At 44.6% G+C, this 22532-nt stretch carries 21 protein-coding genes and 1 riboswitch; of the genes, 6 read left to right on the forward strand and 15 right to left on the reverse strand.

Annotated elements, in window-relative coordinates; all coding sequences use genetic code 11:
- Positions 1 to 307 precede the first annotated feature (307 nt).
- The 3 genes from F0220_RS17505 to F0220_RS17515 all read right to left on the reverse strand — a co-directional run bounded on the left by F0220_RS17505 (position 308) and on the right by F0220_RS17515 (position 2894).
- Entirely contained in the window at positions 308 to 1201 is an 894-nt protein-coding gene (locus F0220_RS17505; RefSeq protein ID WP_091020765.1) for an aldo/keto reductase, read from the reverse strand.
- Between the two features lie 134 nt (positions 1202 to 1335).
- Positions 1336 to 2109 (reverse strand): SDR family NAD(P)-dependent oxidoreductase, encoded by a 774-nt coding sequence (locus tag F0220_RS17510; RefSeq protein ID WP_091020764.1) that lies wholly within the window; start codon positions 2107 to 2109, stop codon positions 1336 to 1338.
- Positions 2110 to 2405: 296 nt separating this feature from the next.
- Positions 2406 to 2894 carry a GNAT family N-acetyltransferase gene (locus F0220_RS17515; RefSeq protein ID WP_091020763.1) on the reverse strand — a complete coding sequence of 163 codons (489 nt, stop codon included), beginning with the start codon at positions 2892 to 2894 and terminating at the stop codon, positions 2406 to 2408.
- Between the two features lie 178 nt (positions 2895 to 3072).
- On the opposite strand from F0220_RS17515, the gene xerS reads away from it, so the two are divergent.
- A complete protein-coding gene (gene xerS, locus F0220_RS17520; protein ID WP_091020762.1) occupies positions 3073 to 4179 on the forward strand; it encodes a tyrosine recombinase XerS in 1107 nt (368 codons plus the stop codon).
- Positions 4180 to 4396: 217 nt separating this feature from the next.
- Here the strand turns inward: xerS and mobB are convergent, their stop codons facing one another.
- Positions 4397 to 4957, reverse strand: coding sequence for a molybdopterin-guanine dinucleotide biosynthesis protein B (gene mobB, locus F0220_RS17525; protein WP_091020761.1), 561 nt, complete (start codon positions 4955 to 4957; stop codon positions 4397 to 4399).
- Between the two features lie 7 nt (positions 4958 to 4964).
- Positions 4965 to 6254: a molybdopterin molybdotransferase MoeA gene (glp, locus tag F0220_RS17530; protein WP_105599170.1), complete on the reverse strand. Its 1290-nt coding sequence runs from the start codon at positions 6252 to 6254 to the stop codon at positions 4965 to 4967.
- Positions 6255 to 6453: 199 nt separating this feature from the next.
- Between glp and F0220_RS17535 the strand changes: the two genes are divergently transcribed.
- Entirely contained in the window at positions 6454 to 6744 is a 291-nt protein-coding gene (locus F0220_RS17535) for an HNH nuclease-like protein HlpB (RefSeq protein WP_105599095.1), read from the forward strand.
- Positions 6745 to 6856: 112 nt separating this feature from the next.
- On the opposite strand, the gene F0220_RS17540 is transcribed toward F0220_RS17535, so the two are convergent.
- From F0220_RS17540 to F0220_RS17560, 5 genes are all read right to left on the reverse strand, one after another.
- Positions 6857 to 7594, reverse strand: a complete 738-nt coding sequence (locus tag F0220_RS17540; RefSeq protein WP_091020759.1) for a DUF4247 domain-containing protein — start codon at positions 7592 to 7594, stop codon at positions 6857 to 6859.
- A 12-nt stretch (positions 7595 to 7606) separates the two neighbouring features.
- Positions 7607 to 8113 (reverse strand): DUF4178 domain-containing protein, encoded by a 507-nt coding sequence (locus F0220_RS17545; protein WP_076317633.1) that lies wholly within the window; start codon positions 8111 to 8113, stop codon positions 7607 to 7609.
- Between the two features lie 23 nt (positions 8114 to 8136).
- The gene (locus tag F0220_RS17550) at positions 8137 to 8538 is read right to left on the reverse strand and encodes a DUF350 domain-containing protein (protein WP_036613690.1); all 402 of its coding nucleotides are present in this window, start codon (positions 8536 to 8538) and stop codon (positions 8137 to 8139) included.
- A gap of 95 nt (positions 8539 to 8633) precedes the next feature.
- Complete coding sequence (locus F0220_RS17555; protein ID WP_091020758.1) at positions 8634 to 9305, reverse strand: PspA/IM30 family protein; 672 nt, start codon at positions 9303 to 9305, stop codon at positions 8634 to 8636.
- A 111-nt stretch (positions 9306 to 9416) separates the two neighbouring features.
- On the reverse strand, positions 9417 to 9758 hold the full coding sequence (locus tag F0220_RS17560; RefSeq protein ID WP_051447323.1) for a prenylated flavin chaperone LpdD: 342 nt from the start codon (positions 9756 to 9758) through the stop codon (positions 9417 to 9419).
- A 155-nt stretch (positions 9759 to 9913) separates the two neighbouring features.
- Between F0220_RS17560 and F0220_RS17565 the strand changes: the two genes are divergently transcribed.
- Positions 9914 to 10705, forward strand: coding sequence for a polysaccharide deacetylase family protein (locus F0220_RS17565; protein ID WP_105599171.1), 792 nt, complete (start codon positions 9914 to 9916; stop codon positions 10703 to 10705).
- Between the two features lie 107 nt (positions 10706 to 10812).
- Here the strand turns inward: F0220_RS17565 and F0220_RS17570 are convergent, their stop codons facing one another.
- From F0220_RS17570 to F0220_RS17580, 3 genes are all read right to left on the reverse strand, one after another.
- Positions 10813 to 11487, reverse strand: coding sequence for a 3D domain-containing protein (locus tag F0220_RS17570; protein ID WP_105599096.1), 675 nt, complete (start codon positions 11485 to 11487; stop codon positions 10813 to 10815).
- A gap of 2 nt (positions 11488 to 11489) precedes the next feature.
- Positions 11490 to 11685: riboswitch (cyclic di-AMP (ydaO/yuaA leader) on the reverse strand.
- 221 nt (positions 11686 to 11906) lie between these two features.
- Entirely contained in the window at positions 11907 to 12629 is a 723-nt protein-coding gene (locus F0220_RS17575) for an amino acid ABC transporter ATP-binding protein (RefSeq protein WP_105599097.1), read from the reverse strand.
- Complete coding sequence (locus F0220_RS17580) at positions 12616 to 14052, reverse strand: ABC transporter substrate-binding protein/permease (RefSeq protein WP_373419913.1); 1437 nt, start codon at positions 14050 to 14052, stop codon at positions 12616 to 12618. Before F0220_RS17580 ends, F0220_RS17575 begins: the two co-directional genes overlap by 14 nt.
- Before the next feature lie 210 nt (positions 14053 to 14262).
- On the opposite strand from F0220_RS17580, the gene F0220_RS17585 reads away from it, so the two are divergent.
- Entirely contained in the window at positions 14263 to 15438 is a 1176-nt protein-coding gene (locus F0220_RS17585) for a M20 family metallopeptidase (protein WP_105599099.1), read from the forward strand.
- A gap of 267 nt (positions 15439 to 15705) precedes the next feature.
- A complete protein-coding gene (locus tag F0220_RS17590) occupies positions 15706 to 17472 on the forward strand; it encodes an alpha-glycosidase (RefSeq protein WP_105599100.1) in 1767 nt (588 codons plus the stop codon).
- Between the two features lie 142 nt (positions 17473 to 17614).
- Here F0220_RS17590 and glgA read toward each other — a convergent pair whose 3' ends face one another.
- Positions 17615 to 19057 carry a glycogen synthase GlgA gene (glgA, locus tag F0220_RS17595; protein ID WP_105599101.1) on the reverse strand — a complete coding sequence of 481 codons (1443 nt, stop codon included), beginning with the start codon at positions 19055 to 19057 and terminating at the stop codon, positions 17615 to 17617.
- Positions 19054 to 21060 carry a 1,4-alpha-glucan branching protein GlgB gene (gene glgB / locus F0220_RS17600; RefSeq protein ID WP_091020748.1) on the reverse strand — a complete coding sequence of 669 codons (2007 nt, stop codon included), beginning with the start codon at positions 21058 to 21060 and terminating at the stop codon, positions 19054 to 19056. Before glgB ends, glgA begins: the two co-directional genes overlap by 4 nt.
- A gap of 193 nt (positions 21061 to 21253) precedes the next feature.
- On the opposite strand from glgB, the gene F0220_RS17605 reads away from it, so the two are divergent.
- Positions 21254 to 22480 (forward strand): glucose-1-phosphate adenylyltransferase, encoded by a 1227-nt coding sequence (locus tag F0220_RS17605; RefSeq protein WP_149846713.1) that lies wholly within the window; start codon positions 21254 to 21256, stop codon positions 22478 to 22480.
- Positions 22481 to 22532: the final 52 nt, after the last annotated feature.

Consider the following 22532-nt stretch of genomic DNA (forward strand, 5'->3'; position numbering starts at 1 on the left):
TTGAAATTTTATAAAATAAGTCGTTATTTCTTTTAAATTGAACGTAGACTGTTACTTTTTCGTATTTTCTCAATAGCTTCGTCGTTTTTTATAAATTTAGTCGTTTATAAGAAGGGCTGCCTCCTGGGATTTTTCCTTTTTATCCTTTTTCACCAGTTTTCGAACTAGGCTGACGTATAGGCATTATCCCCTAAAATTTATCGCAGCCTCTGTTCGAATACTGTTATGAATTTTTCATATATTGAAAATATTTTATGTTGGTCATAAAAAAAGCCGCCATAAAGGCGACTTCGCTAATATTTCCAATTTAAGTCCGGCCAGTCCAATCTGTTCCGGCGATTTCTTTCCATCGTGTTCTAATCTCATCATATATTTCCTGTGGTAATGTGCCTTTAGCCACAAGGTCGGCATTTTGCTGCCAGCGATTGGGCTTGGCTGTTCCTACAATAGCCGTATCTACTCCTTCGGTACTTAGCGTAAAACGCAGTGCTGTTTCCACCGCTGCCTGGGCATCCTCACCCAGAAAACCATAGTTAAGTTCACTTAAGCGCTTCCAGTATATGAATGGATAAGCCTCTTCCGAAAGTGTTTCATACGTCCAGGCCGCATTGGCAATAGGTCTTTTGGCCATTACTCCCATGTTTCTTTTTCTTGCCTCAGGCAACGTAAGATCAATTGCTTCCTGATCTGCGATATTTAATGAAGTCTCCAGGCTGTCAAATACTCCGGTCTGAATCGCATATAGCGCATCTGTTGTATCCCCACTATATCCGATAAATCTGGTTTTTCCCGTTTCCTTGGCACGTTGCAGTACTTCGATTACTGCTCCTTGTCGGAGTACTTCTTCAGAGCAGCTATGCAAATGGATAACATCCACATAGTCTGTTTTCAGCCGTTTCAGACTGCGTTCAATCGTTTGCTCCAGTACTTTGGCATCCCAATCCGGACCTTCAATCCCGGCAGCATGTCCACATTTGGTGAACAAATAGTAGTCATCACGCCGATGTGACAGCACCTCACCGATTAATTCCTCGCTGTCACCGTAACATTCAGCCGTGTCTATCACGTTTAATCCAGCATCCAGGGCACTATTCAGCAATGTCGCTACATCCGTTTTGGATACATTTTTGCCTATTTCCGCTCCGCCAAATCCAAGTGTACTTACGTTCATGCCAGTATTACCGTACTTGCGCGTTTCCATGGTTATCTTCCTCCAAGTTCAGTGAATTGGGTACAGATAAATAGAAATACAGATTAACTTCAACTTCCCTTATGTTATTACCCATGAGTTGGTTATGCCACCCACTTTTCCAGACTGCACCCAAGTTAATTTATTTAGAAACCATAAATGGACATTCCACCGTCAACCAACAACGTTTGACCCGTTATATATCCCGCTGCATCTGATGCCAGGAATACAACTGGCCCTACCACTTCTTCCAGTTCTCCCACTCGCTGTAGCGGTGTACGACTTACAATTTCCTGCAAATACTGGGGATCATCCAGCAGCTTTTCAGTCAAAGGTGTTCGGAAATACCATGGCCCTACTGAATTGACACGGATTCCATACTTTCCCCATTCCAGTGCGAGCACTTTGGTCATATGAATTAACGCAGCTTTGGTCGCACCATATACAACCCCTGTCCGCAAAGCCGTATGCCCACCTACCGAAGAGATGTTAATGATCTTCCCAGTCCCACGTTCTTTCATATGCTGACCCGCTAATTGCGAAGCAAAAAAAGCCGATTTTAAGTTTGTCTGCATGATGGTCTCCCACTGCTCGTCCGTAACTTCAAGTGCTGGTGTCCGTATGTTCATACCTGCGTTATTCACCAGAATGTCCAGACTACCCATCTCCGAGATCGCCTCTTGAAACGTCTCTTCCAGTTGTTCTTTTGATGTCACATCCGCAGTCAGAGCTAGCGCTTTACGCCCCGTCTGTTCATAGATGTAGGCGGCTGTCTCCTCAATTTCTTTCATTGTTCGGGATACAAGTACAACGTCACTGCCTGACTGGGCAAGTCCTATCGCAACTGCTTTTCCGATCCCTCTCCCCGCGCCTGTCACCAGTGCTGTCTGTCCATCGAGATGGAATGTGGGTACGTTCATGTGACTCACTCCTTCATCAGATTTATAAGTTGAACTAAAGATTATTTACACTGACACTACGATGACAGAATAACCTTCCAATCGCTGTTATCCCCAGATTTTTTGATTCCCTTTTTCCGAAGGGGAAAATCCGGGGATAGCTTATGCTTCCGATGCAGCTTTCTTTCTGAAAGCTTTTAGGCGAACGCTTCGCTTTTTCAGGTTTTTTCTGTCCTCTCCGTTATCGTGTAAATGATTAGTTCAACTTATATCGCATTCATGCAAATACTTGATATGTAAGTAAACCCCGATGGGAATCAGGTTACAAAATACTGGCTTGGATTACCCAGTTCCGGATGGAACTTCTCTCGAAAGCGGCCTCCGGTATAATCCCCTATAATTTTTCGCCAGAACGCCTGCGCAATGACATTGTTACGAACCTGGGTTACTTTCCATCTTCCTGGAAAACGTCTAAACAGCTCATAGGCTGCCCGAGTACCCAATCCACTGCGCCGATATTTTTGCATCACAAAAAACTCAGTCAAATAGTAGTCATTATCCTTACTACCAGGCTCCAATTTCTCCACCAGAGCAAACCCTGCAGGTGCCCCGTCACTTGTAATCAAAAAAGGAAACTTGCGGTCTTCTTCTGCCCAGAATGCCTCCAGACCCGGATATTCCGGAAAAATGCCGTTACTGTCCACATCAATATTCAGATATTTGGTAAAATCATATAGATAAAATTGCATTAAATGCCGAATCACCTGACTGCGTTCCCGGGGAACCAGTTCTATTTTCATATTCATCCGGTTCACCTCCTCTGCTTTACGTATACTAATTACTTTAAAGGTTTACGCGCCGAAGGGCAAGGAAGCATCCCCTACTTACTGCCTGCTTTAGTGAACAAGCTGTGAGCATGTAAATTATGGTACACTAGAGCATAGAATACGATTAAATTGAATATTCATTTTATATGTTTTTCACATGGAGGTGTCGAACTTGACCAACGTGCAAAAAGAGATTGATCGACGCAAGCTGGATGACAAACTACCTTCCATGCCTTGGTTCGTTCAGCAATTCATGGACTACAAGCTGCCTGACCTGTCCCCCTCTACCCTGCTCGAATATCTGAGAGATTACGAAGCTTTCTTCGGATGGTTGCGAGCAGAAGGGCTGTCCGAGGCAAGCTCTAATAAAGAAGTTACCTTGACTGAACTGGAAGTCCTACGCATGGATTCGGTTACCGCCTATCGGTTATTTCTCACAACCAAACGGGAAGGAACCAATTCCAGAATTACCGTCTCTCGCAAACTCTCTTCCCTTCGATCCCTTTTCCATTACCTGAGCCAGATTGCGGAAGATGAAGACTTTTATCCTCTGCTGAAGCGGAACATTATGGCCAAAATCGAGATCAAGCGTACCCATAAACCCAAGGATACCGCTGCCAAACTCAAAGGTAAAATTCTGGAGGAAGAGGAACTGCTTGAATTTATCGGCTATATTCTTGAAGGTTACGCTGTTGATATGGAGAAGAACAAACAGGCACTGTATTCCCATGAGCTCAACAAAGAACGGGACGCCTGCATTGCCAGCCTGATCCTCAATTCAGGTTTACGGGTGTCGGAAGTTGTCAACCTGAACGTCGATGATCTCGATCTGAACAACAAACTCCTGTATGTTTATCGCAAAGGTAACAATGATGAGACGTACAAAACCCCCGTTTATTTCAGGGAACAGGCCAAGGACGAACTTGCGACTTATATGAACCTGCGGCAATCACGTTACCGTACGCCCAAGCGGGAGAAAGGTCTGTTCATTGCTTTGCGCAACGGAGATTCGGAAGGCAGCCGAATGACCAAAAGAGCGATCCAGGCCATGATTATGAAATACGCCAAACGTTTTGGCAAACCATTCTTGACCGTGCACAAATTACGCCATTCATTCGCAACCGACTATTATCTGCAAAATGATATTTACAAAACGAAGGAGCAGCTTGGACACGCTTCTACAGAAACGACCGAGATCTATGCTCACCTTACTGATAAAACGATGTCCGAAGCCATCGAACGTCGTACAGAAGATGGGATGTAACATCCCGAACATAATAAAAGCAGCAAGCCGTATCAAGGATTTCGATCCGAGAAAGGTCTGCTGCTTTCTGTTTTTTTGCATCATTCAAGGAGAAGAGCACAAGCAGAAATAATTTAGTTTACATAATAAAAATTACGTTATATCCAAAGGCGATCAATCATACTCTCTGTACATTCAATCATATCCAGCGATTATAATATCCCACTTCTTGACGTTTCTACGATTCGACTTCACCATTCTGCCTACACTCGCTCTCAACCATCGCTAACAACGCTTTGGCTAGATCCTCCGTTTCATGAACCGAGTACCATTTTATATCTCTGCTTACGGTGCTCCGCTCTATAAACTGCTCTGAAGGTAACCATGAGATCACACCCACTACCCCTTCAAGCTGATCAACCAAGGTCAGATCTTTCTCCTCTCGGACCATCACGAATTTAGGATAAGAAGCATCCTTGAATCCTTCAACAACAATCCAATCATAACCGGGCAGATGACTTAACATATCCTCAAGCTTGGTTGGCTGTCGCTTCATAATCGCAGTACGTTTCTCTGACATAACAACCACCGCCGAGGCCCCAGCCTCTCCAAATCGATACGAATCCGTTCCTTCTTGATCCATCTCAAAATGGTCATGTCCATCATGCTTAATTGCTGCTACTTTAAGTCCCATAGAAGAAAAGTGCCCGATCAGCGCGGCTGTCAGGGTTGTCTTGCCCGTGTTTTTGTATCCAACAATCTGTATGATATGTGGTTTTGTATCACTCATTGTAGTCATCTACCACTCACCTCACATGACCTGAGGGCAGTTTGAGAATGCGTACCTGCTCACCCGCAGGAATGCCTTTTTTCTCAGGTGGAACAACAATCAGGCAATCACTGTCCTTAATGGTGATCATCACGCTGGATTCATCTACACGGGCAGCAGCCGGTATCGCGTATACCATGCCGTTGCGGATCTCTGTGCGTCCACGTACGAAACGTGTAAAATTATTAACTTTGGTGTACTCTTCTTCCAAGATCGCAGTCCATTCTTCCATATAAGGATGAGCATCCGCCTGCATGGAACGTATGGTTGGGCGAACAAACAAACCAAATCCTACAAAACAAGCCCCCGGGTTACCCGAAAGCGCAAAAAGCAATTTATCTTTATATACAGCAGCTGTAGTCACACTGCCTGGTCGCATCGTCACTTTGTTAAACAACATCTCCACCTGTTCTTCCAACACAAGTTCGCCCATAATATCATAATCCCCGACGGATACACCGCCTGTGGTCACCACGATATCATTATCTTGAATGGCTTCTTCCAGCTTGGCCCTTGCCGTATTCACATCGTCTGCAATAGAACCGTACATCACAGGCTCTCCACCTGCTTCAACAACCAGAGAGCGCAGCATGTAACTGTTGCTGTTCCGAATTCGACCTGGTTGTAATGGCTCATCTACATTAAGCAATTCCGTGCCGGTTGCAAATATCGCTACCTTTGGACGTTGAAATACGGGAACTTCTGCTATGCCAAAAGTAGCTAAAACAGACTGCTCTCCTGCCCTGATGATCGTTCCTGCTTCGAGCAGTTGCTGTCCCTCTTGGACTTCCAGTCCGATTGGGGTGATGTTAGCACCCGACAATATGTGCCGTTTCAATGTAATCCACTGTTCTCCGTCCTCTACCTTGCTCTCGGTCATCTCCATCATAACTACCGCATCCGCACCTTCCGGAACCTGTGCACCGGTCATGATGCGAGCCGTCGTACCTGAAACAATGGTGTGATCCGAGGTGTAGCCGCAAGGAATTTCATCAATTACTCGAAACCAAACTTGATGATCACTCGATGCATCTATCGTATCTGTACTTATAATCGCGAATCCATCCATACCCGATCTCCGAAAGAATGGATACGGATGGGGTGCCTGAATCGCCTCTGCAAGTGTGCGGCCATGAGCAGATTCAAGATGAACTTTCTCTATGGAGCCTACAGTAACTCTTGCAGCTATTTTGGCTTGGGCATCCGGTACCTGTACAGCTGTTCGATTGAATTTGGCAGTTGTCATATCATGTGAATGTGAGTTCATTTTCAAAAGTATTCTTACCTCCTAAAGACTATCATCCTTTAAGAAAGTGTAGCCCGAATACTGTAAGATAACAAGTACATCACTATTGAATCCTGTGACAAAATCTTATTTCTTACAGTTGTAACATTCCTTGACCTTTGTTCAACATGAAAGGCATCTTGTCTGCCCATAATATAATTGTCAAAGGGAGGCGATGATCATGATTAATCGATGTGAATTATGTGGAAGAGAACCTGTGAATACAACCGTTCATCATCTGACACCCAAAGAAATGGGCGGAACATTGCTGCCAACAGCCAACCTGTGCATCCCCTGTCACAAACAGATTCATTCGCTATACACCAATCGCGACATTGTAACCCTTGGTCTCACGGATCTGCAATCCTTGAGACAGGATGAACGAATGATTCCATTTATCCGCTGGATTCGCAAACAGCCAGCTACAACGATTCCCCGTGTACGTAAATCCAAGCATGTTCGCAAATCGTAAATCAAAAAGAACAGCTCCAAGGTCATGTGCCGGCGAGGTGAATCCGCCTTCCCTTGTCACTGTTCTTAAATGAATTATGCGATTGGCAGCCATTCTTATGATTAGATGTTTATTATCTTCGCCTCTTAATTCGGCCGCCGCCCACTCTGGTTTTCGGTTTTTTGTAGGATTTCTTAGGTGAATCAAACAACCCACCACTGCTCTTATTGCGATCAATGGTTCCCTTGCTCTGATCCTTGTTGCGGTTGAATAATCCTCCGCCAGATCCCACGCTTGAATCTTTATCGCTTCCGCGCCTTGTAATCGTACCTTTCCGATCGACAGTAATAGGTGGAGCAAGCTTCTTGTCATTACTTGTTGGCGTACGGTAAGATCCTGCACTCGGTTTATACGTATCTTTATTGGTATACCCCCGATAGTTGCCGTAACCTCGCCCGCCAAAAGAATCAAAAAGATTACCAATTAATGTAGCGGTGAGGTAGCCTTGTAGAAAAGATGAATCGTAGTTCTGCCGAACATATTCTTTGGAGTCCACCTCAACCAAGGTATCCTCCGGCTTGTTCGGGTCTTGTTGCAGGTGATAATACTCGTCCTGATACACGAGGAACATACGCTCTGTGTTCTCTGCCGAGATCTGATCCGGTTGCCTTTGGTCAGACAATTCCTGAGCCACTTCTGGAACGGTGCGGTCCGAAGCCCGGTACACATAAGACGTTGAGTTACCACTGCCGTTAACCGATTCAAGCGGATATGTGTCCTGAACAGAAGGTGCTCCGCACGCGGACAACAGAGACATCACAAGGCTGAGGACCAGCATTAATTTTAATCCATGTGCCAAGCGTTTTTTCATTGGGAACCTCTCCTAGCTCGAACGAATCACTTTGATATCCGCAGGAAGAATGGACTCACCCTCATACAGTGTAAATCTTCTGTCTTGCCACTCCACCCGAAGAAGCATATTATCATCCGACTGATACTGCCATACCAATTGTTCTCCAGCCTGGCCATATGGAGTTCTACCTGCCGTTGATACCATGCCTCCATACTCTTCCTCCAGATGATATGCGCGTCCATCCAGGTCCAGCAATGTGGGCACCTCATCAGGTGCATCAAGCCTGCCATCAATGGGTGTATATAGAGCGTAACGTGTGAGTTCCCGTTCTTCGATATGCAAATATCGAAATGCGGTACCATCCTGCAGCGTGAGCACAACTGCATTTCGAGCGCGATTTTGTACCCGACCAACGACTTCATAAGTAACCAGAGAAACCTCACAGATATCACCAGGTGCAAGCTGAAGCATCGTTTTCTCTGCCTGCGGTGGTTCAGGTTTTGTTAGTATTCCTTTAATTCGTTTCCATACACTCATGAGAATTACTCCTGTTCCTTATCTTATAAACAAGCTGCAATAATCAGTGCGCCCACGATATGTAAAGCGCCAGAGAACAATCCGTATCCTGTCTTCCCTTGTTGAATTCCTGTATCCAGATCCAGATTGGCCCATTTGCGAATCATAAAGTGTACAACACTCTCCAAAATCAACAAAATGATAAAGGATACAACGGAGACCAACAATGCTTCTCCAAGATGACCAGCCGTAGAAATGGACGTAGCGAGTACATACCCTTGTGCAAATAATTTCATAACCATCCGTGTAGTAACGGCCATATTGCCAGCCTTAACTTCAGCAAAATCCTTATATTTCGTGAACAGTGAATCTACATACATCAAGACAAACAGCAAAACCGAACCAGATCCGGTCCAGACCAGCATCGCCAAAATATTCAAATCCATTTACACAGCCCCCACATATCAACATGAACCGCATTTAAAAGCGAAGGAGAAATACTCTTCTCCTCCGCTGGTTAACCCTGCTGACAACCAAGGTATTAGTTCTTATTATCGTACTGTTTCATCAATGCTGCGAGTTCGTCTTCAACAGCCTGATCTTTACCCAACTTCTCGAACTCTTCATCCAAAGACTTGCCTTTGGAAGACATTTCGTTACTTGCTTCCGCCTGTGCTTCCATCTGCATCATTTTCTCTTCCATACGCTTCATACCAGCACTTGCAGTATCAGAACCAAACCCATTCAACGCTTTGTTGATTTCAGTTTGGGCTTTTGCTGCATTGTAACGTGCTACCAGTGTTTCGCGTTTGTTCTTCATTTGAGTCAGTTGCTTACGCATCTCGTCGAGCTTGCCACGCAGGTTATCTGCCGAAGCCTTGTTTTGGTCATAGCTGGTTTTGTACTCAACCATCTTCTCCTCAGCAGCCTTTTTCTCTTCCAGGGCACGTCGAGCCAAATCCAGATTCTGAGCACGTGCCGCCGTATGCGCCTGCTCTTCACGTTTCTTCACAAGAGCTTCCTGCTCTTCGAATAACTGCTTGAATTTCTTCTCAATGGCGATCTGTTGAGCTACTGCCTTCTCTGCATCTTCCAAATCCTCTTGCATGTCACGGATATATTGGTCCGTCATCTTGATTGGATCTTCCGCCTTGTCAATAATGGCGTTGATGTTAGACATGGTTAAATCACGCAAACGTTTGAAAATGGACATTATGTTATTCCTCCTAGTCGATATTACATCGTATATAAACATACATACGTAACAATCTACAACTCGTTTCAATTTTAGCAAATAAAATCAAAACATTCGATGGCTCTTATGTCAGGAAGACCGTTTATCTTTGTTCAGATGATCCTCCATCAACCTCTCTGCAGTCTGCACGATTTCGTCGATCTGCATCCGCGTGATGGAATCAAAATGAATACCCATGATCACCGTAACAGTTACTTTCAGCTGCAGAGCAGCCTTTCGGGCAAGCCGCTCACACAGTTCTTGTTCCTTATGCCCAGGAATATGTACCGTCGTCCCGCTGACGCGCTCATGATCCACGTAGAACGTAGCTACGGCGCCAATATGCGCCTTTCCTCCGGTAACGAGAAAAACCTTATCTTCTCCTGCTTCAATCACCTGTAAACGTATGGATTTCAAATCATATGTACTCATACCCATCCACCTATCCTTTTCTATATATGTTATATATGGAGGAATTATGGCTGTCATGAGCTAAATCGGCAATGAAACTTCTCACACTGCGCATATTTTATGGAACCCCCGGGTATACCAAGGAGAACGTCATTTTGGAAAAGGAGGCCGATATTATGCGCGTACGCCTCATTATGCTGATGGTTATCGTTATTTTTCTCGGAGGATATCATGCTCCAGTTTCAGCGCGGGAAGTTTCAAGCCCGCCAAGTGAATCAGTATCAGGTTCGGATTCTGCGGAAGAAGAACAACTGACATTGGGACAGTTACGTCAAAAATATGCCGATACGTTCAAAACCAATGGTCCTTCAACCAAGAAGGTTGCACTGACTTTCGATGATGTACCTGATCCACGGTTTACTCCACAAGTACTGGATGTATTGAAGAAATACAATGTCAGAGCTACATTCTTCATCGTGGGTAGTCGTGCTGAGAAACATCCGGATCTTGTGAAACGCATCGTTAAGGAAGGGCATATGGTTGGTAATCACAGCTACAATCATCCTGAATTCAGTAAACTGTCGATGAATGCCTTTCGCAAACAAATTTTACATACCGAGGATATTATTCGACGTTTGGCGGGATATACGCCCAAGATGATTCGGCCGCCTTATGGAGACATTAATGAAGAACAGCTGAGATGGGCTGCCAAACAACACTATAGCATTGTGAACTGGAACGTAGACTCCCTGGACTGGAAAGGCCTTTCAAAAGAACAGGTGAAAGATAACATCCTGTCTGCCGTGAAACCCGGCTCCATCGTTCTGCAACATGCTGGAGGCGGTGTAGGATCAAACCTGAACGGCACGGTTGAGGCTTTGCCTGAAATCATTGAAGAATTGCGTAATCGGGGATATGAACTGGTCACCTTGGACGAAATGTTGGGATTGCCAAAGGCCAAAGATTAGGATGACCGTGATACCAAATAATGAGAATATTAAAAGGGTGCTGTTCAATCGCGAATTAGCGACTGGCAGACACCCTGTTTGAATTCATTTTAAATGTTATTTTCTCTCTACTTCAGAATGTACAGCTCGATATCCTGAAAACCAAATGAGCTTACAGACTGTTTGCTACCCGGGATAAAGATATCAATCCGGTGACCTTTGATTGCACCGCCCACATCTCGCGCTGTGGCTACAAAAGCCTGTTTTGGCAATCCTGGATGGCTATGACCAGTTACCAGTACTTTGGTTCCGAGTGGAATTACACTAGGATCAACTGCAATCGTGCCCAGTTCAAGATCATTTCCGAAATAATCGACTGCACCCCAGCCTCCATTTTCAGACGGATCTGCAGAGTATGCCGTTGCTTTTACGTTCACAGCTTTGCTGTAATCGAATGTTTTACCCCAGGCTTGAACAACTTTGTTATCTGCGTTAACGTCCAAGCTCGCTGTAGTAACAGTCTTCGCTTGGGTCTTGCTCTCCGCTGCCGCAGCGGCTGCTACATTGTTTGACTTACCGGGAATCGTAATTTTCAAACCACCATAAATGTTGTAAGGCGAAATGTCGTTGTTTGCTTTAACTAACGTGTTAATTGCTACTCCGTATTGTTTCGATAAGGTGTAGAAGGTATCCCCCTCTTTGGCCACATGAACTGAATCGGCGTGAGCCGGAACGGCTTGAATGAGCATTGCTGTTGTCATTAATGCTACTGCTGTTTTGGCTATACGTTTCTTGTTAATCATGGTCTTCCTCCCTCATTGTGCCTGCGAAGTTAGTTGTCGGATTCGGATGAGGAGCCCACCCTATAGGTTCATCATTACATTTGAAACGATATGTACCCCTAATTCACCCCAAGCAGTGTGCTGTAGATCTTCCCCTGCACAATCTGCATCGTTACATCCCCCGCACTCCCTGTCCGGAAGTTTCGGCAGAGTTCAATATATCACAATTTTGTAACCTGAACTTGTAGTAATTCTTACCAAATGGTTTTAACATGTGTAAGCACGTGTAAGAATACTGAATACTCTAAAACTGTTGGGCGAGATGTCCCCTATATATTTGGTAACAGAATAGTTACTTTTCCGAATCCTATATTTGATTATTTTCAAACAAAAAATAGCGTCACCGACTCGAGGTCAGTAACGCTATTTAATCACTTCATTTAGAGTACTTTCGCAAGAAAATCACGTGTGCGTGAATTTTTCGGTGCTCCAAACACCTCATCAGGTGTTCCCTCTTCCACAATAACCCCGCCATCCATGAACAGGATCCGGTCTCCCACTTCACGTGCAAAACCCATCTCATGGGTTACGATGACCATCGTCATCCCGCCTTCTGCAAGACGTTTCATGACATCCAGTACCTCACCGACCATCTCGGGGTCCAATGCCGACGTAGGCTCGTCAAACAGCATGACATGAGGCTGCATGGCCAATGCTCTAGCAATGGCGATCCGCTGCTTCTGTCCACCGGACAGCTGATTCGGGAATGTATCTTTTTTATCATACAAGCCCACGGTATTAAGCAAATCAGCAGCAATTTTCTCCGCTTCCAGAGTGGATTGTTTCTTCACTTTAATCGGAGCAATCGTAATGTTTTGCTCTACCGTTTTGTGTGGGAACAGGTTGAAGTGCTGGAACACCATGCCCATTTTCTCACGAGTTGCGTTAATGTTATGCTTGGGGTCCGTGATTGACACGCCTTCAAAATCAATCTCTCCTGAGGTAGGCTGTTCCAGTAGGTTCAAACAACGCAAGAATGTACTTTTACCTGAACCGGAAGGACCGATGACCACGACAACCTCACCTTTGCCAATCGTCACGTTTATGCCCTTAAGCACATCGTTATTACCATAAGATTTGTGTAATTGTCTAACGTCTATCACTTGCACTCAACTTCCTTTCCAGTCGTCCCAGCAGCTTGGACAAAATGAACGTCATTACAAAGTAGATGGCTGCTGCAATCAAAAATGGACTCAATCCTTGGTACGTAATGTTTTTGACAACACTTGCCTGATACATAATATCCACCATACCGATAACGGAGATAATGGAGGATTCTTTAATGATAGTTATGAATTCATTACCAATCGCTGGTAATACAGCTTTGAAGGCTTGTGGCAATATGATATAACGCATCGCGGCGCCTCTTCCCATACCTAATGAACGCGCTGCCTCCAACTGACCACGATCCACACCTTGGATACCCGCACGGAAAATCTCCGCCAGATAGGCACCACTGTTGATTGAAAGTGTAATGATACCTGCCTGAAGTGCAGTGAAGTTAATGCCAAAGCTCAGGGAAAAACCATAGTAAATAATCATCAATTGTACCAGCATCGGTGTGCCACGGATCACTTCAACGTAAGCTGTACCGATCCAGCGCAAGATTGCAGCGTCATGCAAACGGAACAAACAGATGATCAATCCAATAATTACCCCGAAGATAACCCCAAGTGCAGACAACAGAAGTGTGTATCCTACACCTGTAGCATAGAAACTTTTATATTCCCAGAATACTTGGAAAATATTTTGTGATTTGTTCGCTTTATCCGCCATTAAGAGGCTGGCGTCCGTCACCATCTGATTGATTTTATCTTCACTTTTCAATCGCTCCAGTGTTCCATTTACTGCAGCTAGCAGCTCGGTATTACCTTTGCGAATCCCGATTGCCGCTTCTGCTTGCTCTTCGTCCGGAACAGCAGCAGCAAGTCCAATGATATCGTCCAGATAACCTGCAGCAACGGTATCTTCAACGATTGCCGCGTCAATGCGTTTTGTTTGCAGTTGAAGCACAATATCCGAGATTTTATCAAGCGCAGTAAGCTTCGCTCCTGGAATACTCTGTCCGATCGTTTCCTGAATGGAGCCTTTCTGAACGCCAATTTTCGCATTTTCAAGTTCTGCCATGGTTGGATATTTGTCTTTATCCACATTGCGAACCATAATCACTTGTTTTGATTTATAATAGGTGTCGGAAAAATCGATACTTTTCTTCCGCTCATCCGTCGGCGTCATACCTGAAATTACCAGATCAACACGCCCGCTCTGCAATGAAGGCAGAAGACCGTCGAAGCCCATATCCTCAATCACAAGTTCTGCGCCAAGATCTTTGGCAATCTCTTTGGCGATCTCAATATCGAAACCGACGATTTCATCTTTGCCATTAATCACTTTATGGAATTCATAGGGTGCAAAATCGGCACTTGTACCGAGCACCAGCTTTTTACTGCTTGAATTGTCTGTAGTCCCACTTGCAAGTGCCACAGGAACGGCAGTTGTCAGCAGAACGACAAAGGTCAGCAGCATTATGGTGTAACGACTTATTAATTTCAACCTTGTTCTCTCCCCTTACAATACTTTGTATGCTTCTCATGTTGATGACTGAGTCATTATAAAGTACAATGCATGATTATGCAATGCATTTTGGCATTACAAATCTTGACTTGTTTCTGAAAAATTGAAGCAAACATGATATAATCAATGAATTATTTTCATTTTTGCATAAGGAGTTTACTAATGACAGCTAACAAATCACAAATTCTGACGGTTATTGATCAATATGCTTCCCGTTTTAAAGCCATTTCATCATATATCGGTGCCAACCCCGAACTGGGAAATGAAGAGTATCTCGCTTCTGCCCGTTTGAAAGAAGAACTGGTCTTCCACGGTTTCACTGTAGAGGCTCCAATCCTTGGACTGGAGACAGCCTTTATCGGAACCTATTCAGCGGCCAAACCCGGCCCTACCATTGCATTATTGTGTGAATATGACGCCTTGCCGGAGATTGGTCATGCTTGTGGTCACCATCTGATCTGCATGATGAGTCTTGGAGCTGCTGTTGGGCTGAAATCCATTCTGGATGAAGTAGGTGGAACGATTAAAGTGTTTGGCACCCCCGCTGAAGAGACACGTGGTGCCAAAGTACCGATGGCTGAAGCAGGTTTGTTCGATGACTGTGATGTCGCTCTCATGGCGCATCCATATTATGCCTACGAAAAGTCAGGCAGCTCGCTGGCTATTGATGCAGTGCAATTTGAATTCCATGGCCGATCTTCACATGCTGCTGCAAGTCCGCACGAAGGTATTAATGCTCTTGATGCCGTCATTCAAACGTTCAACGGAATCAATGCATTCAGGCAACAAGTGAAAAGTACCGTTCGCATTCATGGAGTGATCAACAACGGAGGTCAGGCAGCTAATATCATTCCCGACTATGCTTCAGCACAATTTTATGTACGGGCAGCAACTCGCAAAGAACTGAATATCCTCACAGAACGTGTGATTCAGATCGCTGAAGGTTCTGCTCTCCAGACAGGATGCAAGCTGGTGACATCCAACTATGAAACGTCCTATGACGAGATGGTTACCAATGAAGCATTCTCAGCTGCGTTTAGTCAAAATCTGATGGAACTTGGTATCCCCCAAGAAGAGATTGTGAGTGGTAATGATCACGGCTCTATGGACATCGGTAACGTTTCCCTGAAATGTCCTGCAATCCATCCCTACATTCGTGTTGTGGATGAGGTTCATACCCTGCACTCCATAGCCTTCCGTGACCTTGCACTTCAGGAGCGCGCGCTGGATGGCATGATTCTGGGAGCAAAGGCACTTGCTACAACAGCCTATGACGTACTGAGTCAGCCAGAGCTGCTTCAAACCATCCGCACGGAGTTTGAGCAAGCTATTCGCTAAAATTCACTTTCAACATGTTATATAGGGGTGCCCTGAACAATCTTGAATTCCAAGCTGTTCAGGGCACCCTTTTTTCTAAATTAGCTGTAAGTATATTCAGCACAAAGCTGGAAATGCTGTGAAAGAAACCTTTGAAAACGATGAAAACAATACATTTTATTACAGTAAATGTGATTCATTTGCTGGCTAACTTGGTTAATTATAACTATAAGTGCGTGTTCTAAAGACCTGTTTTTATAACTTATCCTATATTCAGGAGGTGCTGTCATGCTGCTCGAAGCCATGTATCATGTTCCTCGTGACAAATGGGCTTATGCTTATAATTCGTCTACCATACATCTGCGCGTACGAACCAAACGTAATGATGTGCAATACGTGACTGCACTGACCGGAGATAAGTACGATTGGAACGGAACATACAAGGAAATTCAATTGGAGAAGGCTGCTTCGGATAACATGTTTGATTATTGGGAGGCTGCCGTCAAGCCACAATTCAAACGTCTCACCTATATATTTCGGATAACTGCCGGTTCAGAAGATGTTTTTCTTGCGGATAATGGAATTCATTATGAAACCCCCTATCCAACTGGAGGATATTATGAATTCTCGTATATACATGAAATTGATGTGTTTAAGGTGCCCGAGTGGGCCAAAGAAGCTGTCTTTTATCAGATCATGACGGAACGGTTTGCTAATGGAGATCCAAAGCTGAATCCAAAAGAAACTCATGACTGGGGTGGCAAACCTGAGTTGGACAATTATTTTGGTGGAGATCTGCAAGGTGTGCTGGATCATCTGTATGACTTAACTGAACTTGGCGTGAACGCCATTTACTTTACCCCGTTATTCCAGGCCAATTCTTACCACAAATACGACACGATTGATTATAAAAAAGTCGACCCTCATTTCGGCGATAATGCCCTGCTCAAACAATTGACAGAAGAATGTCATCGCCTGGGTATACGTGTCATGCTTGATGCGGTGTTTAACCATTGCAGCGAAGACTTCCCTCCTTTTCAAGACGTACTCCAGAATGGAAAAAACTCTAAGTATGCCGATTGGTTCCACATCAATGAATATCCGGTTCAGATCAAGGACGGTATACCAACCTACGATACATTTGGGTTCTATGGCAACATGCCCAAGTTCAATACAGCCAACCCTGAGGTTAAGGCATATCTACTGGATGTAGCTGAGTACTGGATCAAGGAAATTAAGCTGGATGGGTGGCGTCTGGATGTAGCGAATGAAGTGGACAACCATTTCTGGCGTGATTTTCGCAAGGTTGTTAAAGCAGCGAATCCTGAAGCCTATATTGTTGGTGAAGTATGGAGCGACTCCTTGACCTGGCTTATGGGAGATCAATTCGATTCCGTCATGAATTATCCATTTGCCGACAAAGTACTTCAGTTCTTCTGTGGTTCAATGGACGGTTATAACTTTGCCAACGAGATGGGTTCACTGATTATGCGCTATCCGCAACAAACCAACGAAGTGATCTTTAATATGCTGTGCAGCCATGATACCCCACGACTGCTCACCCGGTTAGGAGAAGACAAACGCCGATTAAAGTTGTCTGTTGTATTTCTTTTCACCTATATCGGTACACCTTGTATCTTCTACGGCGACGAAGTTGGGATTAGTGGTGATGCTGACCCGGATTGTCGAAAATGTATGGAATGGGACCCCGCCAAGCAAGACAGAGAATTGTATGATTTCTATCGTCTGATGATCGATTTACGCAAAAGCAATGAAGCCCTGCGCAAAGGACGCTTCCGATTCCTTAAGGCTGATCACCATGATCCCTGTATTGTGTACGAACGTGTGGATGACAACCTTCACTTTACCGTATGGATGAATAATACACCTCAAGATCGAACGCTTTCTCATCCCATGGAAACGAAAGACTGGAAAGATGCATTAACTGAAGAGCCTGTGTTTCCAACCGATGGAATGATGAATATTAAGCTTGACCCCTATGGGTACCGCATTTTGTATAGACAGCTTGACCCTACAACCATCCTACACAACTGAGGTTTGAATTCAGACAGTCATCTTAAAAAAAGAAAAACACTTCCACCGTCTCAGATGATACTTCATTCTGAACTTTGGAAGTGTTTTGTTTTTTAATTAAAAAAAGCCACAGCAGGAATGCTGTGACTCATTCAAAACTACATCAATTTACAGGGTCAAGTGTGATCCGACGATAAATGTCCATATATTCTTCAGCTGAGACGTTCCAGCTGTATTCTCCGCCCATTGCATTTTTCACGATTTTCTTCCAGTGTTCTGGCTGTTTGTAGATCTCCTCAGCACGCCGAATGGTACTCATCATGTCATGTGCGTTAAAGCTTGTGAATGAGAAACCATTCCCTTCTCCAGTAAACTCATTGTATGCCTGCACAGTATCGTTCAGACCGCCTGTTTCCCTTACGAGAGGCACACTACCATATCGCAGAGCCAGTAGCTGACTAATACCACATGGTTCGAACCTCGATGGCATCAGGAAGATATCACTGCCTGCATAGAAACGGCGGGATAACCCATCGTTAAACGTGATCTGGGCAGACATTTTGAGTGGATAACGATTAGCGGCTTCACGGAACCAGTGTTCATACATCGGCTCTCCTGTTCCCAGTACCGCGAATTGAATGTCATCATAGTACAGCAATTCATCCAGGATACGGCAGACCAGGTCAAGTCCTTTAGAGTCCACGAGCCTTGTCACCATCACCATAAGTGGTACATCAGGACGAACAGGAAGTCCAAGTTCCTTTTGCAGCTCAATTTTGTTCTCCGTTTTCTTGGACAGACTTGTTCTGTACTTCACTGGAATTTTGTTGTCCGTTGCCGGGTTGTAACTCTTGGTATCAATCCCGTTCACAATCCCGCTGAAACGATCTCCAAGCGAACTGAGCAGTCCGTCTAGTCCGTAACCATAATAAGACGTTTGCACTTCCTGTGCGTATGTTGGGCTTACGGTTGTCACATGGTCAGCATACACAATTCCTGCTTTCAAGAAATTGACGTTACCGTAATATTCGGCTCCATCCACGGTGAAATATCGATCGTCCAGTTCAAGGATATCACTGAATAACTCATGCGGGAATACCCCTTGGTACAACAAGTTATGTATGGTGAATACCGTACGAATATCACTGTAGAATGAATCATGTCTGTAATGGGCTTCAAGCACTAAAGGAATCATTCCTGCATGCCAGTCATGACTGTGCAACACGTCAGGCTTGAACTCAATCTGTGGCAACACTTCGAGAACTGCACGGTTGAAGAAGGCGAAACGCTCGCCATCATCCATATAACCGTACACTCCATCACGCCCAAAATAATACTCATTATCCACAAAATATACTGGAATCCCATCATGAACCAGCATTTCTATTCCACAATAGGGTCTGCGCCAGCCAAGAGGCACATCCGTTGTAATTACGGGCTGTAATGCGTCTTTATATTCATCGGGAATACCCTTGTACTTAGGCATAATCACCCGCACATCTGCCCCGTTCTTCTTCAATGCAAACGGGAGAGCACCAATTACGTCAGCAAGGCCTCCTGTTTTGATAAATGGATGTACTTCAGCAGCAGCAAATAGAATATTCATGCCTTTGTCCTCCTCTTCGGTTTGAGCGTGTTGCTTTCATTTTTATTCTTCGTTTTTGAACTGACGGAAGTTATGCTCGCAGGTGATTCATCCGTTTTCCGACGTGTGTTCTTTTTTAGAATCACGATGCTAAGCGGAGGCAATACCAATTCGAGACTATGCGGATGCCCATGAAAAGGAATCTTTTCGGTAGGCAGTTGCATATCATTAGTAATGCCTGAACCGCCGTAAACGTAATGGTCACTGTTCAGTACTTCGGTATACATACCGGGACGCATGACACCAATCCGGTAACGCTCCCGCTTGACCGGCTGAAAGTTAATGAGCACAAGGAGTGTATCCGCAGGTTTTTTTCCTTTGCGTACGTATGAAATGACACTCTGGTCCTGATCATCCGGAGTGATCCATTCATAACCGTCCAAGGAATGATCAAGCTCCCACAAAGCTTTTTCACTCAAGTACAGGTTAGACAGCTCACGCTCAAACTTATGCAAATTGCGGTGACTGTCATAATCCAGCAAGAACCAATCCAGTTGATCCTCATCTTTCCATTCGATGAACTGGCCAAAGTCTCCACCCATAAACAACAGCTTTTTCCCTGGGAAAGTCATAAAATAGCCCAGAAAAGCACGCATGCCGGCAAATTTCTGCTCATAAGTTCCTGGCATCTTGTCGAGGAGCGACTTTTTGCCATGAACAACCTCGTCATGTGACAGAGGTAGCACATAATTTTCAGCAAAGGAGTATACGACCGGGAAAGTCAGCAAATGATGTTTGGAAGGACGCTCATGAAAATCAGATTCCATGTAATCAAGCGTATCGTTCATCCAGCCCATGTTCCATTTGTAGTTAAAGCCCAGACCACCTTCATCTACAGGTAAAGTCACCATTGGCCATGCACTGGATTCTTCAGCCATCATCAATGCATAAGGGAAATACTTGAACACTGTCTCATTCAGCTGCTGCAAAAAGGCTACAGCTTCCTTGTTCTCAAGACCACCTTCATCATTGGTACGATATTGTCCTGGCTGCTTCTCAAAATCAAGCCGAAGCATACTCGTAACCGCATCAACACGGAGTCCGTCAAAATGATACATCTCCATCCAATATAATGCATTGGAGATCAGAAATGAACGAATCTCAGGTTTCGAATAGTCAAAGCTAAGTGTACCCCAGCCTGGCTTCTCTGCTAACATCGGATCTGCATACTCATACAAAGGCGTACCATCAAACATACGCAACCCATGAGCGTCTTTGGCAAAATGTGCAGGTACCCAATCAAGCAATACGCCAATCCCAGCCTGATGTAGTGTATCCACCAGATACATCAGATCTTTTGGATGCCCATAACGACTAGTCGGCGCATAAAACCCTGTGTTTTGGTAGCCCCACGAAAGGTCATATGGATGCTCACTGAGGGGCATCATTTCAACATGTGTATATTTCATTTCTAATAAGTAAGGAACAAGCAAATCAGCCATCTCTCGATAACTATAGAGGCTTCCGTCTTCTTTGCGCTTCCAGGTTCCCATGTGCATTTCGTAAATATGTAGAGGTTTGTTATACATGGCACGTTGTTTGCGTCTCCAGGCTCCATCATTCCATTTGTACCCTTCGATCGAACTGGTGACAGAGGCTGTCTGAGGTCGAACCTCTGCTTGAAACGCATATGGGTCCGCTTTGAGCAATTCTGTTCCATCTTCCGTTAATATACGGAACTTGTATAAAGTTCCTTCGCTGATTTCCGGAAAAAAACGACTCCAAAATCCTGATTCGGGTATCTTATATAAAGGTTCCTTTTCGCCTTTCCATTCATTGCGGTCCAGAGCCAGTCCTACTTCTACGGCATTTGGTGCCCACACGGTAAAGCGATACCCCTGAAGGCCATCGCAAGTCTCAGGCTGCGCGCCCAACATTCGATAACTGTGATGAAGGTTACCTTCATGAAATAAATAAATATGCTCCGGCAATATGTCCGGGTGTGCTAACGGTTGAATGGCCAAGAGATCACCTTCTTCTCAAGAAAATAGATATAACAGTAACCATTACCCCAGTCTAGCCAAGTTGAAAAGAAAAATGCGGTGAATTAGAAAATGTTGTACATTTTCAGAATTTTTACAGTAACAATCGTTTCATCTGCTCTACTTTGCGTTAATGATGTACTACAATGCACAATATTTTGGGAGGGAAACGATTATGTTTAATAAAGATTGCATCGCTATGCTGTTGGCGGGAGGAGAAGGGAAGCGATTAGCCCCTTTAACCTCAAGTATCGCAAAACCCGCTGTACCGTTTGGCGGGCACTACCGGATCATCGATTTTCCTCTCAGTAACTGCGTAAACTCAGGGATCGATACTGTAGGAGTATTGACGCAGTACCAGGCGGAATCTTTACACGATCATATCGGTGGAGGAGAACCATGGGGACACGGTAACTCAAGTGAGGCAGGAATCTCCTTGCTTCCATCTTATCATACAGGAAATGACGAATACTTGGGAACGGCGGATGCTATTTATAAAAATATCGACTATATTGATCAACAAAACCCCGAAAATGTTCTAATTTTGTCGGGTGACCATATTTATCATATGAATTATCGTGATATGTTGGAGGCTCATCAAGCCAATAATGCCGCAGCAACGATTTCAGTTATGGAAGTTCCATGGGATGAAGCACATCGCTTTGGGATCATGGCTGCCGATGCTGATTTGCGTGTAACCGAGTTTGCCGAGAAACCGGCTGAACCAAAAAGTAATCTGGCTTCAATGGGCATTTACATGTTCAAATGGGATTATCTGAAACGCCATCTCATGGAAGATGCCGCTAACCCTGAATCCAGCCATGACTTCGGTAAAGATGTCATTCCTCAAATGTTGAACGAAAATAATCCCCTCTTTGTCTATAACTTTAATGGTTATTGGAAAGACGTAGGTACGGTTAAGAGCCTATGGGATGCACATATGGATCTGTTACACAACGAGGAAGACTGGAGTCTGCAAAAAGAAAACTGGCCGATGTTTACTCGCGACTGGCGCTCCAAACCAAGTGCTTACAAAGCAAGACATACAAAGATCGAACATGTTACTTCCATGATTCACGACTCTTGTGCAATCGAAGGTCGTTCAGAACGTTCCGTTATCTTCTGCGGCGCAGAAGTGGGTAAAAGCTCTGAGGTTAAAGACAGTGTTGTTATGCCTAACGCACGCATAGGCCGTGGGGTTCACATCGAACGTGCCATCATCGGTGAAGGTGCAATAATCAAGGACGGTGCAATCGTTAAAGGTACGGCGGATGAAATTGTAGTCGTTGGACCTAACGAGATCATCTCTGCCAAACCTGCAGTCCGTACACAACCTGTTCGTATGTTGAAAGAAGTATATGAAAAAAGTGGACGCCTGCGCACTGGTGAACTTTCTTCATAATGAAGTAAACATAATATGTAAAAGGCGAGCCTCAGATGGCTCGCCTTTTTTT

The sequence above is a fragment of the Paenibacillus sp. 37 genome, from assembly GCF_008386395.1.
GTDB lineage: Bacteria > Bacillota > Bacilli > Paenibacillales > Paenibacillaceae > Paenibacillus > Paenibacillus amylolyticus_B.

Bases quoted from the DNA above. Each gene is read 5' to 3' on its own strand.
- F0220_RS17505 (WP_091020765.1), bottom strand. From the start codon at position 1,201: ATGGAAACGCGCAAGTACGGTAATACTGGCATGAACGTAAGTACACTT.
- F0220_RS17510 (WP_091020764.1), bottom strand. From the start codon at position 2,109: ATGAACGTACCCACATTCCATCTCGATGGACAGACAGCACTGGTGACA.
- F0220_RS17515 (WP_091020763.1), bottom strand. From the start codon at position 2,894: ATGAATATGAAAATAGAACTGGTTCCCCGGGAACGCAGTCAGGTGATT.
- xerS (WP_091020762.1), top strand. From the start codon at position 3,073: ATGGAGGTGTCGAACTTGACCAACGTGCAAAAAGAGATTGATCGACGC.
- mobB (WP_091020761.1), bottom strand. From the start codon at position 4,957: ATGACTACAATGAGTGATACAAAACCACATATCATACAGATTGTTGGA.
- glp (WP_105599170.1), bottom strand. From the start codon at position 6,254: ATGAACTCACATTCACATGATATGACAACTGCCAAATTCAATCGAACA.
- F0220_RS17535 (WP_105599095.1), top strand. From the start codon at position 6,454: ATGATTAATCGATGTGAATTATGTGGAAGAGAACCTGTGAATACAACC.
- F0220_RS17540 (WP_091020759.1), bottom strand. From the start codon at position 7,594: ATGAAAAAACGCTTGGCACATGGATTAAAATTAATGCTGGTCCTCAGC.
- F0220_RS17545 (WP_076317633.1), bottom strand. From the start codon at position 8,113: ATGAGTGTATGGAAACGAATTAAAGGAATACTAACAAAACCTGAACCA.
- F0220_RS17550 (WP_036613690.1), bottom strand. From the start codon at position 8,538: ATGGATTTGAATATTTTGGCGATGCTGGTCTGGACCGGATCTGGTTCG.
- F0220_RS17555 (WP_091020758.1), bottom strand. From the start codon at position 9,305: ATGTCCATTTTCAAACGTTTGCGTGATTTAACCATGTCTAACATCAAC.
- F0220_RS17560 (WP_051447323.1), bottom strand. From the start codon at position 9,758: ATGAGTACATATGATTTGAAATCCATACGTTTACAGGTGATTGAAGCA.
- F0220_RS17565 (WP_105599171.1), top strand. From the start codon at position 9,914: ATGCGCGTACGCCTCATTATGCTGATGGTTATCGTTATTTTTCTCGGA.
- F0220_RS17570 (WP_105599096.1), bottom strand. From the start codon at position 11,487: ATGATTAACAAGAAACGTATAGCCAAAACAGCAGTAGCATTAATGACA.
- F0220_RS17580 (WP_373419913.1), bottom strand. From the start codon at position 14,052: ATGCTGCTGACCTTTGTCGTTCTGCTGACAACTGCCGTTCCTGTGGCA.
- F0220_RS17585 (WP_105599099.1), top strand. From the start codon at position 14,263: ATGACAGCTAACAAATCACAAATTCTGACGGTTATTGATCAATATGCT.
- F0220_RS17590 (WP_105599100.1), top strand. From the start codon at position 15,706: ATGCTGCTCGAAGCCATGTATCATGTTCCTCGTGACAAATGGGCTTAT.
- glgA (WP_105599101.1), bottom strand. From the start codon at position 19,057: ATGAATATTCTATTTGCTGCTGCTGAAGTACATCCATTTATCAAAACA.
- F0220_RS17605 (WP_149846713.1), top strand. From the start codon at position 21,254: ATGTTTAATAAAGATTGCATCGCTATGCTGTTGGCGGGAGGAGAAGGG.